At 66.7% G+C, this 22,206-nt stretch carries 20 protein-coding genes; 7 read left to right on the top strand and 13 right to left on the bottom strand.

Features of this window, described 5'->3' with window-relative positions; translation table 11 throughout:
- Positions 1-15: 15 nt before the first annotated feature.
- Complete coding sequence (locus tag BHE01S_RS08295) at positions 16-531, bottom strand: NUDIX hydrolase (protein ID WP_042262517.1); 516 nt, start codon at positions 529-531, stop codon at positions 16-18.
- A 290-nt stretch (positions 532-821) separates the two neighbouring features.
- Here BHE01S_RS08295 and BHE01S_RS08290 point away from each other — a divergent pair, with 290 nt between their 5' ends.
- Genes BHE01S_RS08290 through BHE01S_RS08280 form a run of 3 tightly spaced genes read left to right on the top strand, consistent with a single transcriptional unit; the run spans position 822 to position 3,786 of the window.
- Positions 822-1,973, top strand: coding sequence for a Re/Si-specific NAD(P)(+) transhydrogenase subunit alpha (locus BHE01S_RS08290; RefSeq protein WP_042262513.1), 1,152 nt, complete (start codon positions 822-824; stop codon positions 1,971-1,973).
- A gap of 14 nt (positions 1,974-1,987) precedes the next feature.
- Entirely contained in the window at positions 1,988-2,317 is a 330-nt protein-coding gene (locus tag BHE01S_RS08285; protein WP_042262511.1) for an NAD(P) transhydrogenase subunit alpha, read from the top strand.
- A gap of 14 nt (positions 2,318-2,331) precedes the next feature.
- Positions 2,332-3,786, top strand: coding sequence for an NAD(P)(+) transhydrogenase (Re/Si-specific) subunit beta (locus tag BHE01S_RS08280; RefSeq protein WP_042262774.1), 1,455 nt, complete (start codon positions 2,332-2,334; stop codon positions 3,784-3,786).
- An 80-nt stretch (positions 3,787-3,866) separates the two neighbouring features.
- Here BHE01S_RS08280 and BHE01S_RS08275 read toward each other — a convergent pair whose 3' ends face one another.
- The 7 genes from BHE01S_RS08275 to BHE01S_RS08245 all read right to left on the bottom strand — a co-directional run bounded on the left by BHE01S_RS08275 (position 3,867) and on the right by BHE01S_RS08245 (position 10,440).
- Positions 3,867-4,553, bottom strand: coding sequence for a helix-turn-helix transcriptional regulator (locus BHE01S_RS08275; RefSeq protein ID WP_042262510.1), 687 nt, complete (start codon positions 4,551-4,553; stop codon positions 3,867-3,869).
- A gap of 83 nt (positions 4,554-4,636) precedes the next feature.
- Positions 4,637-5,029: a VOC family protein gene (locus tag BHE01S_RS08270; protein WP_373682599.1), complete on the bottom strand. Its 393-nt coding sequence runs from the start codon at positions 5,027-5,029 to the stop codon at positions 4,637-4,639.
- Positions 5,030-5,222: 193 nt separating this feature from the next.
- Positions 5,223-6,551, bottom strand: coding sequence for a THUMP domain-containing class I SAM-dependent RNA methyltransferase (locus BHE01S_RS08265; RefSeq protein WP_042262508.1), 1,329 nt, complete (start codon positions 6,549-6,551; stop codon positions 5,223-5,225).
- 110 nt (positions 6,552-6,661) lie between these two features.
- A complete protein-coding gene (locus BHE01S_RS08260) occupies positions 6,662-7,363 on the bottom strand; it encodes a PqiC family protein (protein ID WP_042262507.1) in 702 nt (233 codons plus the stop codon).
- Positions 7,360-8,973, bottom strand: coding sequence for a PqiB family protein (locus BHE01S_RS08255; protein WP_042262504.1), 1,614 nt, complete (start codon positions 8,971-8,973; stop codon positions 7,360-7,362). The genes BHE01S_RS08260 and BHE01S_RS08255 overlap by 4 nt, the downstream gene beginning before the upstream one ends.
- Positions 8,966-9,628, bottom strand: a complete 663-nt coding sequence (locus tag BHE01S_RS08250; RefSeq protein WP_042262501.1) for a paraquat-inducible protein A — start codon at positions 9,626-9,628, stop codon at positions 8,966-8,968. The genes BHE01S_RS08255 and BHE01S_RS08250 overlap by 8 nt, the downstream gene beginning before the upstream one ends.
- On the bottom strand, positions 9,625-10,440 hold the full coding sequence (locus BHE01S_RS08245; protein ID WP_084068664.1) for a paraquat-inducible protein A: 816 nt from the start codon (positions 10,438-10,440) through the stop codon (positions 9,625-9,627). Before BHE01S_RS08245 ends, BHE01S_RS08250 begins: the two co-directional genes overlap by 4 nt.
- Before the next feature lie 420 nt (positions 10,441-10,860).
- Here BHE01S_RS08245 and BHE01S_RS08240 point away from each other — a divergent pair, with 420 nt between their 5' ends.
- The gene (locus tag BHE01S_RS08240; protein ID WP_084068662.1) at positions 10,861-11,460 is read left to right on the top strand and encodes a YceI family protein; all 600 of its coding nucleotides are present in this window, start codon (positions 10,861-10,863) and stop codon (positions 11,458-11,460) included.
- 43 nt (positions 11,461-11,503) lie between these two features.
- A complete protein-coding gene (locus tag BHE01S_RS08235) occupies positions 11,504-12,073 on the top strand; it encodes a YceI family protein (protein ID WP_042262496.1) in 570 nt (189 codons plus the stop codon).
- Between the two features lie 87 nt (positions 12,074-12,160).
- Here BHE01S_RS08235 and secF read toward each other — a convergent pair whose 3' ends face one another.
- From secF to queA, 5 genes are all read right to left on the bottom strand, one after another.
- Positions 12,161-13,111: a protein translocase subunit SecF gene (secF, locus tag BHE01S_RS08230; RefSeq protein WP_042262493.1), complete on the bottom strand. Its 951-nt coding sequence runs from the start codon at positions 13,109-13,111 to the stop codon at positions 12,161-12,163.
- 15 nt (positions 13,112-13,126) lie between these two features.
- A complete protein-coding gene (gene secD, locus BHE01S_RS08225; protein WP_042262491.1) occupies positions 13,127-15,184 on the bottom strand; it encodes a protein translocase subunit SecD in 2,058 nt (685 codons plus the stop codon).
- 167 nt (positions 15,185-15,351) lie between these two features.
- Positions 15,352-15,681, bottom strand: a complete 330-nt coding sequence (yajC, locus tag BHE01S_RS08220) for a preprotein translocase subunit YajC (RefSeq protein ID WP_042262488.1) — start codon at positions 15,679-15,681, stop codon at positions 15,352-15,354.
- A 248-nt stretch (positions 15,682-15,929) separates the two neighbouring features.
- Complete coding sequence (gene tgt, locus BHE01S_RS08215; RefSeq protein ID WP_042262486.1) at positions 15,930-17,129, bottom strand: tRNA guanosine(34) transglycosylase Tgt; 1,200 nt, start codon at positions 17,127-17,129, stop codon at positions 15,930-15,932.
- 147 nt (positions 17,130-17,276) lie between these two features.
- Complete coding sequence (queA, locus tag BHE01S_RS08210; protein ID WP_042262770.1) at positions 17,277-18,338, bottom strand: tRNA preQ1(34) S-adenosylmethionine ribosyltransferase-isomerase QueA; 1,062 nt, start codon at positions 18,336-18,338, stop codon at positions 17,277-17,279.
- Between the two features lie 238 nt (positions 18,339-18,576).
- On the opposite strand from queA, the gene recG reads away from it, so the two are divergent.
- Together recG and BHE01S_RS08200 are read left to right on the top strand one after the other, a co-directional pair.
- Positions 18,577-20,844, top strand: a complete 2,268-nt coding sequence (gene recG, locus BHE01S_RS08205) for an ATP-dependent DNA helicase RecG (protein WP_245639673.1) — start codon at positions 18,577-18,579, stop codon at positions 20,842-20,844.
- Between the two features lie 149 nt (positions 20,845-20,993).
- The gene (locus BHE01S_RS08200) at positions 20,994-21,953 is read left to right on the top strand and encodes a hydrogen peroxide-inducible genes activator (protein WP_042262481.1); all 960 of its coding nucleotides are present in this window, start codon (positions 20,994-20,996) and stop codon (positions 21,951-21,953) included.
- Positions 21,954-22,206 lie beyond the last annotated feature (253 nt).

Genomic DNA, 22,206 nt, shown 5'->3' with positions numbered 1-22,206 from the left:
CGTTGCTGCCTTAATTCAGCTCTTGGGTACTGCCCTGGATGCCGCGCCCTGTCCGGCCTTCGGTGCCGTCGCGTGCGTCTGGATGAAATCCAGCGGCACGCGCTTGCCGGCGAGGTAATCGTCGACGCAGCGCATGACGAGCGGCGTGCGATGACGCTCGCTCGCCGCGCGCAGCTCGTCCACGCTCATCCACACCGTGCGGACGATATCCGGATCGAGCGCGCGGTTTTCCGCCTCGGCTGTCACACTGCCGCAGTACGTGAACCGCACGTACGTCGCACCGCTCTCGCCTGGCTTGCCGAAGTGCGTCATATACACGCCGACCAGCGCTTCGGGCGTGAACGCATGCGCGGTTTCCTCGAGCGTTTCGCGCACCACGGCCTCGTGCAACGTCTCGCCCGCTTCCAGATGGCCGGCGGGCTGGTTCAGGCGCAGTCCGGCGCTCGTGTGCTCTTCGACGAGCAGAAAACGCCCGTCGCGCTCGACGATGGCGGCCACGGTGACGTGGGGTGCCCAGGTTTCCTCGTTCATGGGCCGGTATTTTACCGGGACGGCAGGAACGCTGCCCGGGGCCGGATCGGGCCCCCAAGGGTGCGCACCCGGCTCGCCTGGCACTGCCGACCGTCCGGTCGGACGACGCAGCATGTTGTGTGCATCGCACAAAGACGGGCAATTCCCGCTACAAAGGCGCCGCTGCTTTCGGTTAAAGTGGTGCCGTCGTTTGCCGTTGCAATGGATGCCGGCGCCTGAACGCCGTCGATCTCCCTTCGCTCGATTCGAGCCAGAACAGCTAGAACAAGAAGGTCGAGGAGGAAACAACGATGCATATCGGAGTGCCTGCAGAGACGCGGGCGAACGAAACCCGCGTGGCCGCGACGCCGGAGACAGTGAAGAAGTACGTCGCCCAGGGCCACACGGTCACGGTCCAGGCCGGCGCAGGCGCCGGCGCGAGCTATCTCGACGAGGCCTACACGGCCGTGGGTGCGCAGGTCGCCGACGCGGCCGCCGCCTTCGGCGCGGACCTCGTGCTCAAGGTCCAGTCGCCCACGGTCAGCGAATTGCCGTTCATGAAGCGCGGCGCGGTGCTGGTGGGCATGCTCGATCCCTTTAATGCGGAAAACGCCGCGAAACTCGCCGAGGCAGGCGTGACGGCCTTCGCGCTCGAAGCCGCGCCGCGCACCACGCGCGCGCAGAGCCTCGACGTGCTGTCGTCGCAGGCCAACATCGCCGGGTACAAGGCGGTGCTCGTGGCCTCGAACCTCTATCCGCGCTTCATGCCGATGCTCATGACCGCCGCCGGCACCGTGAAAGCCGCGCGCGTGCTGATTCTCGGCGCGGGCGTGGCGGGCCTGCAGGCCATCGCCACGGCGCGGCGCCTCGGCGCCGTGATCGAGGCCTCGGACGTGCGTCCCGCCGTGAAAGAGCAGATCGAGTCGCTCGGCGGCAAATTCCTCGAGGTGCCCTACGAAACCGATGAGGAGCGCGAAGCGGCCGTCGGCGTGGGCGGCTATGCCCGGCCCATGCCGCCGTCGTGGCTGGCGCGCCAGTCGGCGCTGGTGCACGAGCGCGCGAAGCAGGCGGACATCGTCATCTCGACCGCGCTGATTCCTGGCCGCGATGCGCCGACGCTCCTGCCATCGGAAACCGTGCAGGCGATGAAGCCGGGCTCGGTGGTCATCGACCTCGCGGCAGGACGCGGTCCGGTTGCGGACGAGGCAAGCGGGCGGCGCGGCGGCAACTGCCCGCTCACCGAGGCCGACAAGGTCGTGACGCACCACGGCGTGCAGATCTGCGGCTACACGAACCTCGCCTCGATGGTCGCCGCCGACGCCTCCGCGCTCTACGCGCGTAACCTGCTCGACTTCCTGAAGCTCATCCTCACGAAGGAAGGCGCGCTCAACATCGATCTCGCGGACGACATCGTCGCGGCCACGCTGCTGGCCCGCGACGGCCAGGTCACGCGCAAGACATAAAGGGGAGAACAGGAATGGAAGTCATCAACCATACCGTCATCAACCTGATCATTTTCGTGCTGGCCGTGTACGTGGGCTATCACGTGGTCTGGAACGTCACGCCCGCGCTGCATACGCCGCTCATGGCCGTGACCAATGCGATCTCGGCCATCGTGATCGTGGGCGCGATGCTCGCCACGGGCCTGACCGTGGGCGGACCGGGCAAGTTCTTCGGCACGTTCGCCGTGCTGCTGGCGGCCGTGAACGTGTTCGGCGGGTTCCTCGTCACGCGGCGAATGCTGGAGATGTTCCGCAAGAAAGAGCCGAAAAAGCGCTCCGCTCCGGGCAGCAAGGAGGGCGCATGATGGGGCTGAACTTCGTGAGCATGAACGTCGTTACGCTGCTTTACCTGGTGGCGTCGGTCTGCTTCATCCAGGCGCTCAAGGGGCTGTCGAATCCGAAGAGCGCGCGCGCCGGCAACGTGTTCGGCATGGTCGGCATGGCCATCGCGATTCTCACGACCCTCGCGCTGATCGTGAAGGAGTCCGCACAGTTCGGCTCGAATCTCGGGCTTGGGCTTGCGTTGCTGTTCGCGGCGCTCGTGGTGGGCGGCGGCGTTGGGGCCTATGTCGCCGCGCGCGTCGAGATGACGAAGATGCCCGAACTCGTCGCGGCCATGCACTCGCTGATCGGTCTGGCGGCCGTGTGCATTGCCTATGCCGTGGTTTCGGAGCCCGCCGCATTCGGGCTGGTCGCCGAAGACGCGCCGTATCCGGGCTTCCTGCCGTATGGCAACCGCATCGAGCTGTTCATCGGCACCTTCGTCGGCGCGATCACGTTCTCAGGCTCCGTGATCGCCTTTGGAAAGCTCTCCGGCAAGTACAAGTTCAGGCTCTTTCAGGGCGCGCCCGTCGTCTACGCGGGCCAGCATCTGATCAACCTGATGCTCGCGCTCGGCATGATCGGCTTCGGCATCCTGTTCTTCCTCACGCAGTCGTGGCTGCCGTTCATCATCATGACGCTGATCGCGTTCGCGCTGGGCGTGCTGATCATCATCCCGATCGGCGGCGCGGACATGCCTGTGGTCGTCTCGATGCTGAATTCGTACTCGGGGTGGGCGGCGGCGGGTATCGGCTTCTCGCTGAACAACGCCATGCTGATCATCGCGGGCTCGCTGGTGGGCTCTTCGGGCGCGATCCTGTCGTACATCATGTGCCACGCGATGAACCGCTCGTTCTTCAACGTGCTGCTGGGCGGCTTCGGCGGCGAAGCGGGTGCGGCGGCGGCGGGCGGTGCGCAGGAACAGCGTCCGGTGAAGTCGGGTTCGGCCGACGACGCCGCGTTCATGCTCGGCAATGCGGAAAGCGTCGTGATCGTGCCGGGTTACGGCCTCGCGGTGGCGCGTGCGCAGCATGCGTTGAAGGAACTCACCGACAAGCTCGTGGAGAAGGGCGTGGACGTGCGCTACGCGATTCACCCGGTGGCGGGCCGTATGCCGGGCCACATGAACGTGCTGCTCGCCGAAGCCGAGGTGCCCTACGACATGGTGTTCGAGATGGAGGACATCAACAACGAGTTCGGCCAGACCGATGTCGTGCTCGTGCTCGGCGCGAACGACGTGGTGAATCCGGCCGCGAAGAACGATCCGAAGTCGCCGATCGCGGGCATGCCGATCATCGAGGCGTACAAGGCGCGCACGATCATCGTGAACAAGCGCTCGATGGCGGCGGGCTACGCTGGCCTCGACAACGAACTCTTCTACATGGACAAGACGATGATGGTGTTCGGCGACGCGAAGAAGGTGATCGAGGAGATGGTGAAGGCGGTGGAGTAAGCGCGGCTCGCATCCAATCCACGCAAAAGGCGCGCAGCGATGCGCGCCTTTTTCATGGGCGGCCGCATCGTGACGAACGCTCACAGCGAAGGCGCATTCACGCGGCGCAGATAGTCGGCGAGGCGCCGCCCGCTCACATCGGGAAATGGCTCGAGCACCTCCACGTTTTCCATGCGCGCGATGTTGAAGTTGCGGAAGTCCTCGCGCATTTCGCACCAGGCGCCCACGGTCCATTGCGCGCCCCAGTACACGAGTCCGAGCGGCCAGATGCGCCGCTGGGTATGCGCGCCGATACGGTCGCAGTACGCAAAGCGCACGACGAGCCGCGTGTCGACAGCGCGATGCAGCGCGTCGAGCTTGTCCGAAAACGTGTGATCCATGTGATACGCCGGCGCGAACACGGCAAGCCGCTCCAGCACGGCGCGCTTTTCTGCGGGCATCGCGGCGGCGATCTTCGCGAGCGCGCCGCGTGCGCCGCTCGCGAGCGCCGCGCCGCCCCACGATTCGGCCATGCGTGCGCCTACCGCGAGCGCGGTGAGTTCGTCGGCGGTGAAGGTGAGCGGCGGCAGACTCGCCGTGCGCGCGAGCCGGTAGCCAATGCCCGCTTCGCCCTCGATCGGCACGCCCGAGAGCTGCAGGTCTCGCACGTCGCGATAGACCGTGCGCGGCGAGACTTCGAGCCAGGCGGCCAGTTGCTGCGCGGTAGTGAGACGCCGGCCGCGCAGCAGTTCGGCGATGCGAAAGAGGCGGTCGGCACGGCGGGTCATGGCAGGGCGGTTGCGTGGGCGGGCGCGGTGGCTGGGATAACTGCAGATGATAGCGCCGGGCGCGCGCGGCGCCCGGCCGCGGCTTAACCGAGCTTCGGCGCGTGCAGGCCGACGCGGTTGCCTTCCGTATCGATGAAGAAGCCGATGTAGCCGTAGTTGTTCGGCAGCTCCACTGCGGGCCCTTGCTGCTTGCCGCCGGCTTTTTCCACCCGGTCGAGCACGGCCGTGACCGATGGCTGTGCGTTCAGATACACGAGCACGCCCTTGGGGTCGGGCTTGGCGTCATGCGGATTGAACACGATGCAGCCGCCGGTTTCCGTATCGGTGTGAGCGAACAGCGCCATCGGCACGCCGCCGACCACCTCGCGTTGCAGCGCGGTATCGAAGGCGGTTTCGTAAAAACGGGCGGCACGCTCCAGGTCGTGCGCGGGAATTTCGAACCACGAGATCACACGGGACAAATCGGTAGACACGATGCAGCTCCTCGAAGGCAACGGCGGACGGAAATGGCGGCAGCCGGGCGGCGGCGGCCTCGCCGGATGGCGTAGAAGCAGTGTGCCAGGGGGCTGCTGACAGCGTGCTGTCAGTAGGTTTGACGCGCCATGCCGTGCCATGCCGCGCGAGTTTTGGCGGCGGGTGGGAGCGTCACCCGCCGGGCGATTGGCAATGTCAGCCGGCGTCGTCGTTGCCGGCGGCGGGGTTCGCGCCGCCGCCGGCCGGACGCTGGCGCACGCTGCCTGCGATCAGGTCGAAGCGGAACAGGCGGCATTCGAGCGCGCCGTTGTAGAGCGGCGTCTTGGCCGCTTCGCGCAGGCGCAGCTGGCCCGGCAGCTTGCGGTCCGAGGTGAGGACGAACGCGCGCCAGCCGGTGAAGCGCTGCTTGAGCGCGTCGCCGAGCGCCTGGAAGAACTCGGCGTCGGCTGCCTCGTCCTTGGCGCGGCGAAAGCCTTCGCTGCCTGCGCCATCTTCGTCGCCGCGCCGCTCGCGCGCCGTCGGGCGCGCCTCGCCGCGCGCGTTGCGGCCGCGCACTTCGATACGCTCGCCGTACGGCGGATTCGCCACGAGAATGCCGGGCGCAGCCGAGGGCGGCGTCATGTTGCGCGCGTCGAGCTGCTTGAGCGTCACGCTGCCGAAGCCCGCGCGCTTGAAGTTCGCGCGCGCCTTTTCCAGCATGACGTCGGAGATGTCGCTGCCGTAAATCAGCAGATCGCCGGTCTTGCCTTGCGCGAGATTGCGCGCCGTGTTCGCCTCGCTCTTGAGGTGCCGCCATGCGGCCATGTCGGCCTGCTTGAGCGACTCGAAGCCGAAGCGGCGATCGAGCCCCGGCGCGATGTCGAGTGCGACCTGCGCGGCTTCCGCAAGGAAGGTGCCGCTGCCGCACATCGGGTCGTAGAGCGGCGTGCCGGGCGTCCAGCCCGTGAGGCGCAGGATGCCCGCGGCGAGGTTCTCGCGCAGCGGGGCGGCGCCCTTGTCCAGACGCCAGCCGCGCTTGAAGAGCGGCTCGCCGGAGGTGTCGAGATAGAGCGTGCATTCGTTCGCCGTGAGGAAGGCGAAGACGCGCACGTCGGGATAGGCGGTATCGACGCTCGGACGCGCGCCGGCCTTGTCGCGCATGCGGTCGCAGATCGCGTCCTTCACGCGCAGCGTGGCGAATTCGAGGCTGCGCAGCGGCGACTTGATTGCGGTGATGTCGATGCGGATCGTCTCGTTCGCCGAGAACCACTTCTCCCACTGTTGCTCGCGCGCGAGCGCATAGATGTCCTGTTCGCTGCGGTACGGGCGCTGGGCGATCTTCAGGAGCACGCGGCTCGCAATGCGCGAATGCAGGTTGGCGGCGATGCCGCCGGCCCAGTTGCCGCGGAAATGCACGCCGCCGGGCACTTCGGCGCCGACCTGGAGCGCGCCGGGCGGCAGGCGGCGTTGCGCAGTTTCGGCCAGTTCGGCGGCGAGCGCGGCTTCGAGGCCGCGCGGGCAGGGGGCAAAGAAATCGAAAGACATGAAGGAGGATGGGACGCTGCGGGGAAGGCGCTATTGTACGCGGGTTGCGGGAGCGGCCAGACGTGCATGCCAGGTACGCCACACGACCGCGTCAGCGAAAAACCACCGCCTCAGCCGCCGGCGGCCGCCATCTGCGGGCAGGCGATGCCCGGCGCCGGCTTCGCGCGCATGCCGGTCTTCGCGCCATTCGCCGCCACGCTCACGCGCGGCGCGGCCGCAAGCGCGCGCACGCCGCTCGCGATCGACTGCGAGAGCGCCTCGACTGCCTGCCGGTGGCCGATGACGAGCGCGTCGTAGCCGTCGCCCACCTTCTCGTTGAGCACGCTGCGGCAGGTCAGGACCGTTTGCGTGTCGAGCGCGCGCACGCTCCACACGGCGTCGATGAGCGCATGCGAGCCCGGCCACGATTCGAAGCGCTGCACGTTCACGCTTACGCGGTACACGGGCACGCCCTCGGGATGCGGCGAGCCGTACACGTCGATGGTGCCGAGCTGCTGCGTGAGGTCGCCCGAGAGCGCCCGGCGGATCTCGTCGCCGGGCATCGAGGACCAGCGCTCCTGCTCGAGCACGCGCACCTGGTTCGCGTCGGTCTGCACGACGAACTGTGCCTTTGCCACCTGCGGCGGCACATCCACAGGCGCCAGCTCGATCAGCCACTGGGCATTGCCTGCGCCCGGCGCGGCGGTGCGAGCCGTGTCGTCGGTCGGGCTGAGCGTGTAGAACCGGCTGGCGGGGGAACTGCAGCCCGCCAGCGCGGCTGCGACGACCAGCGCGCCGAGCGCGGCAAGGGCGGGGACGCGTCGGAACGTCATGGCTTGTCTCCAGATTTGCCGCGCAGCAGCGATTCGGGATGGCGCTCCAGATAATCGGAGAGCGCGTTGAGGGATTGCAGCGTACGCGTGAGTTCCTGCATCGCCTGGCGCACATCGGACTGCAGCGGCGAATCCTGCTGCAGCGTGGACTGCGCGGCGTTGAAGGTCTTCTGCGCCTCGTCGAGGGTGCCTTGCAGCTGCGGCAGGATCTGGTCGTTCACCTTGCCGAACAACTGGTTCGCATTCTTGAGCGACTCGTTCAGGTTGTTGCCGATCTTGTCGAACGGAATCTGATCGAGCTTCTTCGCGATGTCCGCCACCTGCAGCTGCAGTTCCTCGAGCGAGTTCGGCACCGTGGGCAGTTCGAGCGGGTCGCGGTTGAAGTCGACCGTCGCGGGCCCCGCCTTCGGGAAGATGTCGAGCGCGATATAGAGCTGCCCCGTGATCAGGTTGCCGGTACGCAGCTGGCCGCGCAGGCCGCGCGCGACGAGCCGCCTGAGCAGCTCCTGGCTTTGCGGCGTATGCGGCGCGGGCGCTTCACCGCGGATGCGGCGCGACAGGCGCAACGGGTAGAGATCGATCGTCACGGGCATCGTGAAGTTGTGCTGTTTCGGGTCGTACTCGATGCCGATGTCCGTCACCTGGCCGAGCGCGATGCCGCGGAAATCGACCGTCGCTCCCACCGAAAGGCCGCGCAACGACTGGTTGAAGTACATGACCACGCGTTGCGGCGCGCCGTCCGGCTCGCGCATTGCCTCGCTCTCGTCGGAGGCGAGGGAGAACGTGGCGCTGTCGGGCGCCTGCGGGCCCATCGACTGCCCGGGCGGCGCCTGGAACGCGAGGCCGCCCACCACGATCGTGGCGAGCGATTGCGTGTTGACCTTGATGCCGCTCGAATCGAGCTGCACGTTCACGCCGCTCGCATGCCACCAGCGCGTGTTGGTGCCCACGTACTGGTCGAAGGGCGCGCTCACGAACACCTGCACCGTCACGCCGGTGCCGTCCTTGTCGAGCGAATAGCCCGTGACCTGCCCTACCTGGATGCGCCGGTAGAAGATCGGCGTGCCGATGTCGAGCGAGCCTAGCGTCGAACTGTGCAGGGTATAGCGATGCCCCTTCTCGTCGATGGTCACGGCGGGCGGCGCTTCCAGTCCGACGAAGTCGCTTTGCGACTCCTGCGAGCGGCCGGCGTCCGCGCCGATATACGAGCCCGAGAGCAGCGTGGTGAGGCCCGAGACGCCGCTTGCGCCCACGCGCGGGCGCACGACCCAGAAGCGGCTGTCCTTCACGGCGAAGCGCTCGGCGTCCTTGGTGAGCTCGACCGTGACGATCACATGCGAAAGGTTGGGCGAGAGCTTGATCGCGCGCACCGAGCCAATGTCCACGTCCTTGTACTTGACCTTGGTCTTGCCGGGCTCGAGCCCTTCGGCGCTCACGAAGCTGATCGTGATGGTCGGGCCGCGCGTGGCGACCGACTTGACGACGAGCGCCACGCCGATCAGCGCCGCGACGATCGGCACGATCCAGACGAGCGAGGGCAGCCAGCGCCGCGGCTTGACGATCTCCGGTTCCGGCAGATTGGGCGGGGTCGGTCCTTTCGGACTATTCATGGGGTTGATCCTGAGAGCGTTGCGCGGGTTTGTGTTTGTCTTCGTCCACCGGATCCCAGATCAGGCGCGGATCGAACTGCATCGAGGCGATCATCGTCAGGATCACGACCGAGCCGAACGCGATCGCACCGGGGCCCGCCGTGATGACCGCAAGCGACTGGAAGCGTACCAGCGCCACGGTCAGCGTGACGACAAACACATCGAGCATCGACCAGCGCCCGATGAATTCGACGAGCCGGTAGAGCTTGGTGCGTTCCACGGGCCGCCACGTCGAGCCCCGCTGCGCGGTGAACGCGAGCAGCGCGAGCACCGACAGCTTGAGCATGGGCACGAGAATACTGGCGATGAAGACAATCACGGCGAGCGGCCAGTCGCCGGAGGTCCAGAAGTAGACCACGCCGCTCATGATGGTGTCGTCCTCGTTGCCGACGAGCGAGGCTGTATGCATCACAGGCAGCAGGTTCGCGGGGATGTAGAGGAGCGCCGCGGCGATGAGGAGCGCCCACGTGCGCATGATGCTGTCCGGGCTGCGCTCGTGCACGGGCGAGCCGCAGCGCGCGCAGCGCGCGTGGCCGTGCGTGCGCACGTGCGGCTGCACGTGCCCGCAGGCGTGGCAGGAGATGTAGCCGGCGTCGGCGGCGGTCTGGTATTTCATCGGGGCCCCTCGGGGAGCGGGCCGCCGCGCGGCGCCGCCGGGTCCTGCGCGCGTGTGCCGGGCTCGCGGATCTCGGGCCCGGAGACCGGATGGGCCGATGCCGGTGACGGCGAGGCGGGCGAGCTCGGTCCGGGCGGTCCGGCCGGGCCGGCGTCACCCGCGAGGCCGCCCGGTCCCGCGCCGCCCTCGCGCGCCGCACGTGCGGCGTCGCGCAGGCCGTCGGCGATGTCCCACAGCGTGCGCGCATCGAACGTGACGACCACGGTGAACATCAGCGTGAGCGCGCCAAAGGCGAAGAGCGCGGTTTCGGGAATCACGCGCGCGAGGCTCACCATTTTCACGATGGTGATGAGCACGCCCAGCATGAAGACTTCGAGCATGCCCCAGGGCCGCACGAACTGGATGGCGCGCAGCACGAGGTCGAAGCCCGGTGGAATGAAGCCGCGCCGCACCGGCAGCAGGACGTAGAGCAGCGCCACCATCTCCGTGAGCGGAAAGAGGGTGGTCGCGCAGAAGACGATCACCGCGATGATCTCCATGTCCTCGTGCCACAGCACCACGAGGGCGCCGAACAGGCTCGACGCCGTCGTGATACCGTTCGCATCGAGCTCGATGATCGGGAACGACTGGGCAATGATGAACGTGACGAGCGCCGCAACCGTGATGGCGCAGATGCGGTCGAGCTGGGACGCGGCGCTGCTGTAAAGCGTGGCGCCGCAGCGCGAGCAGCGCGCCGACTGGCGGCCGGGCAGCCGCGGTTTGCGGTAGAGCGCGTCACAATCGGGACACGCGATCAGTTTGTCCTGGGCCATGCGGGCAGGTGACGCAAAACGACGTGAACGAGGGACGCGCGGCGGCGGTACACAGGCCGGAAGGTGCCGACAGCGCCTCGCGCCATGTTACCAAACGCGCCCGCCGGCGTGCCGAAGCGAGCCGCGGGCCCCCGGCGAGGCGGCCGCAGGGGCTGCCGCGCGGTCAGCCGCGGGTTTGCTGCGGGTTTGCCGTTGCCGCGGGTTTGCAGGTCACGCAGCGCTCGTGGCCGGCGAACGGGCTGCGCAGTGTGCCACGTTTGCGCCGTCAGCGTGTGCGAGCGCGGCGGGACCCGGCCCTTATCTCCAGATGTTTGCTGTCACCCGATCTGGATTATCTTTCGGGCATGGAGCATGCATGGCGGCGCAAGATGGCCATGCCGTCCACGAAGCCAATGACTACGCAATCAAAGCGAGACGATCATGGAAGCCTTGTCGAGATGGATTCGTTCTTATCGGTGGCGCCCGGCGGTCGGGGCGGCGGCAGTGTGGACCGGCGCCGCCGCGGCGCTGCTCGCGGGCGGGGCTGCCCACGCGCAGCTCGACGCGGCGAAGAGCACGATCGTCGTCGTCTCGCGCCAGATGAACGTGCCGGTTCAGGGCAGCTTCACGAAGTTCGACGCGCAGATCGACTTCGATCCGGCGAGACCCGCGAGCGGTAGCGCGAAGATCACGGTCGACACGGCAAGCTATGATCTGGGAGACCAGACCTACAACGATTCCGTGCACGGGCGCGAATGGTTCGACGCGAAGACGTTCCCGCAGGCAACGTTCGTCTCGACCGCCATCGCGCCGACCGGAACGAACCAGTACAGCGTGAGCGGCAAGCTGACGATCAAGGGGCACACGCAGAACGTGGCCGTGCCCGTCGTGCTCACGCAGCAGGGCGGCACGCAGACCTTCGACGGCACGCTGCCGATTCACCGGCTCGCCTTCGAGATCGGCACCGGCGAGTGGAAGGACACCTCGATCGTCGCCGACGAAGTGCTGATCAAGTTTCATATCGTCTTCGCCCGCAAATAGATCGAACGACTCCGAGGAGGCGCTTTTGAACAAGCTCGTATGGATGGCCGCAGGCAGCGCCGTGTCGCTCGCCGCCCTGCTGACGCAGGCCGCGCACGCCGCCGATACTTACCAGCTCGATCCGAACCACACGTTTCCGAGCTTCGAGGCCGACCACTTCGGCGGTCTTTCCATCTGGCGCGGCAAGTTCACGAAGACCACGGGCACGGTCACGCTGGACCGCGCGGCGAGAACGGGCACCGTGGACGTGACGATCGATCCGGCGTCGATCCAGACCGGCAACCCGCAGCTCGACCAGCATCTGGTGGGCGACGACTTTCTCGATGTCGCGAAGTACCCCACGGCCACCTACAAGGGCACGCGCATCGTCTTCCATGGAGACACGCCCAGGGAGGTGATCGGCGACTTCACGCTGCACGGCGTGACGCGGCCGCTCAAGCTCGAGATCGAGTCGTTCAGGTGCATTCAGCACCCCGTGCTCAAACGCGAGGTGTGCGGCGTGGAGGCCGAGGCCGCATTCAACCGCGACGACTTCGGCATGGACTCGGGCAAGAAGTACGGCTTCAGGATGAAGACCACGCTGCATATCCAGGCCGAAGGCATCAAGCAGTAGGAAAGAGCGGCGGTGCGGCGATGGCCGTTGCGCAGGCACGAAAAAAAAGCCGGTTCGCGAGAACCGGCTTTTTTGCTGGTGCGCAGCTCAAACCTGCGCGCCCGCGTTCGGATCGTTCGGATCGTACTTTTCCTTCTTGTCCTTGATGAGGTCTTCGCGCTTGACGCCGAGCCACATCGCGAGCGCCGCCGCGACGAACACCGACGAGTAGATGCCGAAGAGAATACCCACCGTGAGCGCCAGCGCGAAGTAGTGCAGCGTCGGACCGCCGAAGAAGAACATCGAGAGCACCATCATCTGCGTACAGCCGTGGGTGATGATGGTTCGCGACATCGTGCTGGTGATGGCGTGGTTGATGACTTCGGTCACGCTCATCTTGCGCTCGCGCCGGAAGGTCTCGCGAATCCGGTCGAAGATAACGACCGATTCGTTCACCGAGTAGCCGAGCACCGCGAGCACGGCCGCGAGCACCGAGAGCGAGAACTCCCACTGGAAGAAGGCGAAGAAGCCCAGGATGATCACGACGTCGTGCAGGTTCGCGATCACGCCGGCCACGGCGTACTTCCATTCGAAGCGGAACGACAGGTAGATGACGATGCCCGCCACCACGCACGCGAGCGCAAGCAGGCCGTCTGTCGCGAGTTCCTTGCCCACCTGCGGGCCGACGAACTCCACGCGCTGCAACTGCACCTGCGGGTCGGCCGCCTTGAGCGTGGACATCACCTGGTCGCTCTGCTGCGCGGAGGAGAGGCCCTGCTTGAGCGGCAGGCGGATCAGCACGTCGCGCGAGGTGCCGAAGTTCTGCACCTGGGCGTCGCCGTAGCCGATCTTCGTGAGCGAGTCGCGCAGCGGCTCGAGCGGCACCGCCTGCGGATACTGCACTTCGATGACCGTGCCGCCCGTGAATTCGATCGACAGATGCAGGCCGCGGTGGACGAGGAAGAACACCGCCGCGATGAAGGTCAGAAGCGAGATCGCGTTGAAGACCAACGCGTGCTTCATGAACGGGATGTCTTTGCGGATGCGGAAAAATTCCATGGTCTTGACTCCGTATCAGCGGGACGAGCCGGTGTTGTTGCCGGAGCCGCCCGTGCCGCCCTGGGCATCGCGGCGGCGCACGACCGGCTTGGCGCGCGCGGCGCCTTTCGCGCCGGCCCTGGCCGGCTCACGCTTCGTGGCAGTTGCCGCGACGGCGCGGCCCGTGTCGGTGCCGGCATCGGCGCCGGCGAGCGCGGGCGTGCCTTCATCGGACGCCGGACGCCACACCTGACCCACCGCGAGCGACTTGAGCTTCTTCTTGCCGCCGTACCAGAGGTTCACGAGACCGCGCGAGAAGAACACGGCCGAGAACATCGACGTGAGAATGCCGATACAGTGCACGATCGCAAAGCCGCGCACCGGGCCCGAGCCGAACGCGAGCAGCGCGAGACCGGCGATGAGCGTGGTCACGTTCGAGTCGAGAATCGTCGCCCAGGCGTGTGCGTAGCCGTTCTGGATGGCGAGTTGCGGCGGCGCGCCGTTGCGCAGTTCTTCACGCACGCGCTCGTTGATCAGCACGTTCGCGTCGATCGCCATACCGAGCGCCAGCGCAATGGCCGCGATGCCCGGCAGCGTGAGCGTGGCCTGCAGCATGGAGAGCACGGCCACGAGCAGCAGCAGGTTCACCGAGAGGCCGATCATCGAGATCGCGCCGAACAGCATGTAGTACGCGATCATGAACACGGCGATGGCGGCGAAGCCGTAGATCACCGAATCGAAGCCCTTGCGGATGTTGTCCGCGCCAAGGCTCGGGCCAACCGTGCGTTCCTCGATGATGTCCATCGGCGCGGCGAGCGAGCCGGCGCGCAGCAGCAGCGCGAGGTCGGCGGCGGCCTGCGGCGTGGGCTGGCCCGTGATCTGGAAGCGGTCGCCCAGTTCCGACTGGATGGTCGCCACCGTCAGCACTTCGCCCTTGCCCTTTTCGAACAGCACCATCGCCATCGGCTTGCCGATGTTGTCGCGCGAGACGGCGCGCACCGCGCGGCCGCCCGCCGAGTCGAGGCGGATGTTGACCGACGGACGCTGATGCTCGTCGAAGCCTGCCGAGGCGTCGATGATGCGGTCGCCCGTGAAGATCACCTGCTTGCGCAGCAGCACCGGCGCGGCGTTGCCTTGCGTGAAGAGCTCGTCGCCCGGCGGCACCGGGGCATTCACGTCCGGATGCAGGCCCATCGGGTCGGCGAGGCGCGCTTCGAGCGTCGCCGTGCGGCCGATGATGTCCTTCGCCTTGGCGGTGTCCTGCACGCCCGGCAGTTCGACCACGATGCGGTCGTCGCCTTGCTGCTGGATCACGGGCTCGGCCACGCCGAGCTCGTTCACGCGGTTGTGCAGCGTCTGGATGTTCTGCTTGAGCGCGGCTTGCTGAACCGCCGTCTTCACGGCCGGCGTGAACGTGCCGACGAGTTGCACGCCGCCTTCGGGGTTGTTCTGCGACGCCCACTGCAGTTCGGTGATGCCGCCCGAGCCCGCGAGGAGCTTGCGCGCCTGCTCGGCGGTATCGGCGTCGGCGAAATTGACGACCACCGACTGGTTGACGCGGTTCACGCCGCCGTCGCGAATGTTCTTGTCGCGCAGGAGCGTGCGCACGTCCGAAGCGTCGGAGTCGAGCTTCTTGTTGAGCGCGCCGTTCATGTCGACCTGGAGCAGGAAGTGCACGCCGCCGCGCAGGTCGAGGCCGAGATACATCGGCAGCGCGTGCAGCGACGTGAGCCAGCGCGGCGAGGCGCTCTGCAGGTTCAGGGCGACGATGTACTGCGGGTCGTTCGGGTCGGCGTTCAGCGCTTTGTTGAGCGCGTCTTTCAGGCGCAGCTGCGTGTCCGTGTCGGCGACGCGCACGCGGATGTTCGCGTTCAACGACGAGTTGTCGAACGTCACGTCGGTCGCGCGGATATTATTCGCGGCGACCGCGGCCTCGACCTGGGCGAGCGTGCCCGAGTCGAGCTTGACGGTGGCTTTACCGCTCGACACCTGGACCGCGGGCGCTTCGCCGAAGAAATTGGGCAATGTGTACACGAAGCCGATGACGAGCGCCACCAGCATCACGACATATTTCCAGAGGGGATAACGGTTCATTGGCTGACCCAACGGGGAGGGGAATGGCCTTAAGCACTGCGCGCGCGTCCGGCGTTGCCTTCGGTGCGGACCTGCATTGACGTCTTCTGGTCAGTGGCTGCGAGGGCGGGGCCGGGCGCGCGAGGCCGTTCTTTCGGAGGCAACGGCCTCGGGGACTCCGTGAAGCTTTACAGCGACTTGATCGTGCCCTTCGGCAGGATGGTCGAGACCGACGACTTCTGCACGGTGATTTCCGTGCCGTCAGCGATTTCGACGCCCACGTAGGCTTCGCTGACCTTGGTCACCTTGCCGACGATGCCGCCGCTCGTAATCACTTCGTCGCCCTTGGCCATGGCCGCGAGCATGTTGCGATGTTCCTTCTGACGCTTCATCTGCGGACGGATCATGATGAAGTACAGCACGGCGAACATCAGAATGAGCGGCAGGAAGCTCATGAGGCTCGATTCGGCACCACCTGCTGCACTGCCTTGCGCGAAGGCATTGGAAATGAACGACACGTTGGTCTCTCCGTTTTTTACGATCAAAAAGCGAGCCGGTTATTCTACCACCGGCATTCATCGCGACGATGACGCAAAATAGGCTTTGCGATCAAGTGCTTATCCCGGATCCCGCCCCGCTGCGACATGCGTGCGCGTGAAAACCGGGGCGGCTCGGGCGGACCGCATGCCATGCCCGCGTCATTGTTGCGAAAGGCAATTGTAATGTTTTGCGGCCGGCACGTGACACGCCCTCGTGAGACGTCCTCTCAGTCCACGCCGCGTGCGCGCTGCGCGGCGAAGCGCTGGCGGAACGCCGCGAACGCCTTCGTCTCGATCGCCGCGCGCATCTCGCTCATCAGCTCCAGGTAGTAGTGCAGATTGTGGATCGTGTTGAGCTGCGCGCCGAGGATCTCGCCCACGCGGTGCAGGTGGTGCAGGTAGCCGCGCGTGAAGTTGCGGCAGGTGTAGCAGCCGCATTGCTCGTCGAGCGGGCGCAGCGAATTGCGGTGCACGGCGTTGCGGATCTTGATGTCGCCAAAGCGCGTGAAGATCCAGCCGTTGCGCGCATTGCGCGTGGGCATCACGCAGTCGAACATGTCGACGCCCGAGGCCACGCCCGCCACGAGGTCTTCCGGCGTGCCGACGCCCATCAGGTAGTGCGGCTTGTCGGCCGGCAGCTTCGGTGCGACGTGTTCCAGCACGCGCATCATGTCTTCCTTCGGTTCGCCCACCGAAAGACCGCCGATCGCGTAGCCGTGGAACGGCATCTGCGAGAGGCCGGCGAGCGATTCGTCGCGCAGGTCCTCGAACATGCCGCCTTGCACGATGCCGAAGAGCGCATTCGGATTGCCGAGACGGTTGAATTCGTCGATCGAGCGCTGCGCCCAGCGCATCGACATGCGCATCGAATCCGCGGCTTCCTTGTGCGTGGTGGGCACGCCGTTGGTCGCGTAGGGCGTGCACTCGTCGAACTGCATGACGATGTCCGAATTCAGCACCTTCTGGATCTGCATCGACACTTCGGGCGAGAGGAACAGCTTGTCGCCGTTCACGGGCGAGGCGAAACGCACGCCGTCTTCCGAGATCTTGCGCAGCTCGCCGAGCGAGAACACCTGGAAGCCGCCCGAATCGGTGAGGATCGGCCGGTTCCAGCCCATGAAGCGATGCAGGCCGCCGTGCGCCTCGATCGTCTCGAGGCCCGGGCGCAGCCAGAGGTGGAAGGTGTTGCCGAGGATGATCTGCGCCTTCATCTCTTCGAGCTCGCGCGGCTGCGTGGCCTTCACGGTGCCGTAGGTGCCCACGGGCATGAAGATCGGCGTTTCGACCACGCCGTGATTGAGCGTGACGCGGCCGCGGCGGGCGAGGCCGTCGGTGCCGAGCAGTTCGAATTTGAGGCCGTTTTGCGGGCGTTCGCCGAGATAGGCGCCGTGTTCGGCGCGTGCGTTGCTTTGCTGACCGTCGGTCATGCGGTTGACTCCTGTGCCACCGGAAAGTGCTTTGCATGGGACCGGAGCATGCGCTAAAGCGCCAACTCCGGATCGCAGGTCCGGCGCAGATGATGAAACGCCGCCGCGCGTTTTTCTGGGCGCGCGACGGCTTGGGAATTTTGCGTTCTACTTGTTCAGCGCGTCGTCGGCGCGTGTCAAAAGCATCGCATCGCCGTAACTGAAGAAGCGATAGCGTTCGGCAATCGCGTGACGATACGCGGCGCGTATCGTCTCGATGCCCGCGAACGCCGAAACGAGCATCAGGAGCGTGGACTTCGGCAGGTGGAAGTTCGTCACGAGCCGATCGACCACGCGCAACGGGTAGCCGGGCGTGATGAAGATATCGGTTTCGGCCTGCGTTGCCGCAAGCGCGCGGCCTGCGCGGTCGGCGTCGCGCGCAGCGGCTTCGAGCGCGCGCATCGAGGTCGTGCCCACCGCGATCACACGGCCGCCGCGCGCGCGCGCGGCCGCGATCTTGTCGACGAGCGATTGCGGCAGTTCGTACCACTCGCTATGCATCTTGTGCTCGGCGATGTTTTCCACGCGCACCGGCTGGAACGTGCCCGCGCCGACGTGCAGCGTGAGCGTGGCGCGCTCCACGCCCCGCGCGTCGAGCTGCGCGAGCAGGGCGTCGTCGAAGTGCAGGCCGGCCGTGGGCGCGGCCACCGCGCCCGGATTCTGCGCGAACACCGTCTGGTAGCGCGTTTCGTCGCTCGCATCGGCGTCGTGCGTGATATAGGGCGGCAGCGGCAGACGGCCGTGCTGCTCGATCAGCGTGAGGCAGTCGTCGGGAAAGTGCAGTGTGTAGAACGGATCGACGCGCTCGCCTACCGTCACGTCGAACGCATCGGCGAGGCGCAGCACCGTGCCGGGGCCCGGACTCTTGCTCGCGCGGATCTGCGCGAGCGCCGTGCGCGCGCCCGTCAGGCGCTCCACGAGCACCTCGATCTTGCCGCCGCTCGCCTTCTGGCCGAAGAAACGCGCCTTCAGCACCCTGGTATCGTTGAAGACGAGCAGGTCGCCCGGCGCGATGCGCGACGGCAGGTCGGAAAAGCGGCGGTCGGTCAGACGCGCGGGTTGTGTCGTGTTATCGACCTCGAGCAGACGGCTCGCGCTGCGCTCGGGCAGGGCGGTCTGCGCGATCAGTTCCTCGGGGAGGTCGAAATCGAAATCGGAAAGCTTGAACATGCGGCCTGAAGTAACGGAAATGCGCCGGAGGCCCGGCGCGCGGCGGCTCTGCGAAAGCCGAACCGTCGAGCGGTTGCGCCCCGGGAAGCGGCCGCAATGGCCGCCCGCGCGCGGCGAGCGGCTATGATTGCGGGACATGCGCGATGTGCCCGATGGCCAGGGCCGTTGCGCTGCGCCATGCCGGAAAGCCGATATTGTACTTGCGAAGCTGCCCATGCCCCCATCCGTTAGCCGATTGATGTCCGAACCCGACTCCGCGAGCGAGGCGCCCGACGACGCGCGCACGCCCGGGGACGGCGCGCGCGGGCGGCAAGCGGATGCGGCGCAAGGGGCCGCACCGCCCGCGCGCAAGCGCGCCGCCAGGAAGTCCGCGGACCCGGCCGCAGAGCAAGCCGTGGAAAAAGCCGCGGCCAAAGACAAGCCCAAGCTCACCAAGACCGCCGACCGCCTCGCCAAACTCGGTCTGCGCAGCGACATCGATCTCGTGTTGCATCTGCCGATGCGCTACGAGGACGAAACCACGCTCACGCCCATCGGCGAACTGCTGCCGGGCGGCATCGCGCAAACCGAAGGCGTGGTGTTCGACAACGAGATCGCCTACCGCCCGCGCCGCCAGCTCGTCGTGAAGCTGCGGGATCACAACGGCGACGAGCTTCATTTGCGCTTCCTGAACTTCTACGGCTCGCAGGTCACGCAGATGGCGATCGGCAAGCGTTTGCGCGTGCGCGGCGACGTGCGCGGCGGCTTCTTCGGCATGGAGATGGTGCATCCGGCGGTGAAGGTCGTGGAAGGCGACGCGCCCCTGCCGCAGGCGCTCACGCCGGTGTATCCGTCCACGGCGGGCGTGAGCCAGGCGTATCTGCGCAAGGCGATCGACAACGCGCTTTCGCGTGCGCATCTGCCCGAACTGCTGCCGGACGCGGTGGCGCGCGAGTTCATGGAGCCGCTGAATCTGCCGCCCTTGATGGACGCCGTGAAGACGCTGCACCACCCGAGCGTGAATGCCGACGAGCATGAGCTGATCGACGGCACGCATCCCGCGTGGACGCGCATCAAGTTCGAGGAACTGCTCGCGCAGCAACTATCGCTCAAGCGCGCGCACGAAGAGCGCCGCACGCGCGCCGCGCCCGCGATGGCTCGCCACGTCGCGGGGCGCAAGCGCGACGGGACGCTGCTGGCGCGTCTGCGCGGCGCGCTGCCATTCACGCTCACCGGCGCGCAGGAGCGCGTGGTGGCGGAAATCGCGCACGATCTCGAACAGCCGCACCCGATGCAACGCCTGCTGCAAGGCGACGTGGGCAGCGGCAAGACCGTGGTCGCGGCGCTCGCGGCGGCGCAGGCCATCGACGCGGGCTACCAGGCCGTGCTCATGGCGCCCACCGAAATCCTCGCGGAACAACACGCGCGCAAGCTGCGCGGCTGGCTCGAGCCGCTCGGCGTGCAGGTGGCGTGGCTCGCGGGCAGCCTCAAGGCGAAGGAAAAGCGCGCGGCGCTCGAAGCCGCGGCGCTCGGCACCGCGCAGCTCGTGATCGGCACGCACGCGATCATTCAGGAGGCCGTGGAATTCGCGCGGCTTGGCCTCGTGATCGTCGACGAGCAGCATCGCTTCGGCGTCGAGCAGCGGCTCGCGCTGCGCGCCAAGGCGCAGAACGCGAAGGCGCCTGGCGAGACGCGTCGCGAGTTCCAGCCGCATCAGCTGATGATGTCGGCCACGCCGATCCCGCGCACGCTCGCCATGACCTACTACGCGGACCTCGACGTCTCCACCATCGACGAGCTGCCGCCCGGCCGCACGCCGATCCTCACGAAGCTCATTTCCGACGCGCGCCGCGAGGAAGTGATCGCGCGCGTACGCGCGGCGGCGCTCACGGGCCGACAGGTGTACTGGGTCTGTCCGCTGATCGAGGAAAGCGAGACGTTGCAGCTGCAAACGGCCGTCGAGACTTACGAAACACTCGTGGCCGCGCTGCCGGAACTCACCGTGGGCCTCGTGCACGGCCGCCTCGCTTCCGCCGACAAGGCCGCCGTCATGGATGCGTTTTCACGCAACGAAGTGCAGCTGCTCGTGGCGACGACCGTCATCGAAGTGGGCGTGGACGTGCCCAACGCCTCGCTGATGGTGATCGAGCATGCCGAGCGCTTCGGCCTCGCGCAACTGCATCAGTTGCGCGGGCGCGTGGGGCGCGGCAGCGCCGCTTCGGTGTGCGTGCTGCTCTATACCGGGCCGCTGTCGCTCACCGGCCGCGCACGCCTGCAAACCATGCGTGAGACCACCGACGGCTTCGAGATCGCGCGCAAGGACCTCGAAATCCGCGGCCCCGGCGAATTCCTCGGCGCGCGTCAATCTGGCGCGGCGATGCTGCGCTTCGCGAACCTCGAGAACGACGCGTGGCTCATCGAGCCCGCGCGGGGAGCCGCCGATCGCCTGCTACACGAGTTTCCGCTCGTCGTCACGCAGCATTTGAACCGCTGGCTCGGCGCCCGCGAGCAGTACCTCAAAGCGTAAATACGCCATTGCGCGGAACCTGCGCGCGCCGGCGCCGTCTGACCCTTTTGCGATGATCACGCCCCGCATAGGGTGTTGATTATTGGCGAATCACCGCCATAGGTGTATAACTACAAACTATTGATTCACCTTTCTTGATTGGTCCCCGAATGACGCTCACTGAACTGAAATACATTGTCGCGGTAGCTCGAGAGCGCCACTTCGGACGGGCCGCGGAAGCCTGCTTCGTGAGCCAGCCGACCCTTTCGGTCGCCATCAAGAAGCTCGAAGACGAACTGAACGTACAGATCTTCGAGCGCGGCACGAGCGAGGTGAGCGTGACGCCCATCGGCGAGCAGATCGTCACGCAGGCGCAGCGCGTGCTCGAACAGACGCTCGCGATCAAGGAAATCGCCAAGCAGGGCAAGGATCCGCTCGTCGGGCCGCTGCGCCTGGGCGTGATCTATACGATCGGGCCCTACCTGCTGCCCACGCTCGTCAAGCAGATGATCAAGCGCGTGCCGCAAATGCCGCTCATGCTGCAGGAGAACTACACGCTCAAGCTCATCGAGCTGCTCAAGCAGGGCGAGATCGACGTGGCCATCATGGCGCTGCCGTTCCCCGAAACCGGCCTCACGCTGCGGCCGCTCTACGACGAACCGTTCGTCGTGGCGCTGCCTTCGGGCCATGCGTGGGAACAGCGTCCGAAGATCGATCCGGACGACCTCAAGCAGGAAACCATGCTGCTGCTCGGCAGCGGTCATTGCTTCCGCGACCACGTGCTGGGCGTGTGCCCGGAACTGATGCGCTTCTCGCAGAACGCCGACGGCATCCAGAAGACTTTCGAAGGCTCGTCGCTGGAGACCATTCGCCATATGGTCGCGAGCGGCGTGGGCATTACCGTGCTGCCGCGCATGTCGGTGACCGAGGTGAAGCCGCACGCGGGCGGCGTGGATTCCGGGCTGCTTTCCTACGTGCCGTTCGACGAACCCGTGCCGGACCGCCGTGTCGTGATCGCGTGGCGCAAGAGCTTCACGCGCATGCCGGCGATCGAGGCGATCGTCGACGCCATTCACGCCTGCGAGCTGCCCGGTGTGAAGAAGATCGAGGCGCCTGCCGAGGCGGCCTGACGTACACCGCGCCGTGCGCTGCCGGGCGGCGCGGCGCGTTTTCTTCTGCCTTCCGCCACGCGGCATTCGCGCCCGCGTCCCCACTCTCCCGACCTGCATTTCTTGCGACCCCAATAACCTGCGCCTATTCGATAGATTAAATAAATCAAATTATCGATATGGATAGTCGCTGGTAAAGTTTCCTCCAACCGATCCCAACCGGAAACCCTGGAGGAAGCGATGCAAACCCCCAACCCGAACACTGCCAGCACCC

Origin of the sequence: Paraburkholderia heleia NBRC 101817, from assembly GCF_000739775.1 — a bacterium.
In the GTDB taxonomy this organism is placed as follows: Bacteria; Pseudomonadota; Gammaproteobacteria; order Burkholderiales; family Burkholderiaceae; genus Paraburkholderia; species Paraburkholderia heleia.
The sequence above is the reverse complement of the archived record's forward strand: the minus strand, read 5'-3'. Positions and strand labels throughout refer to the sequence as shown.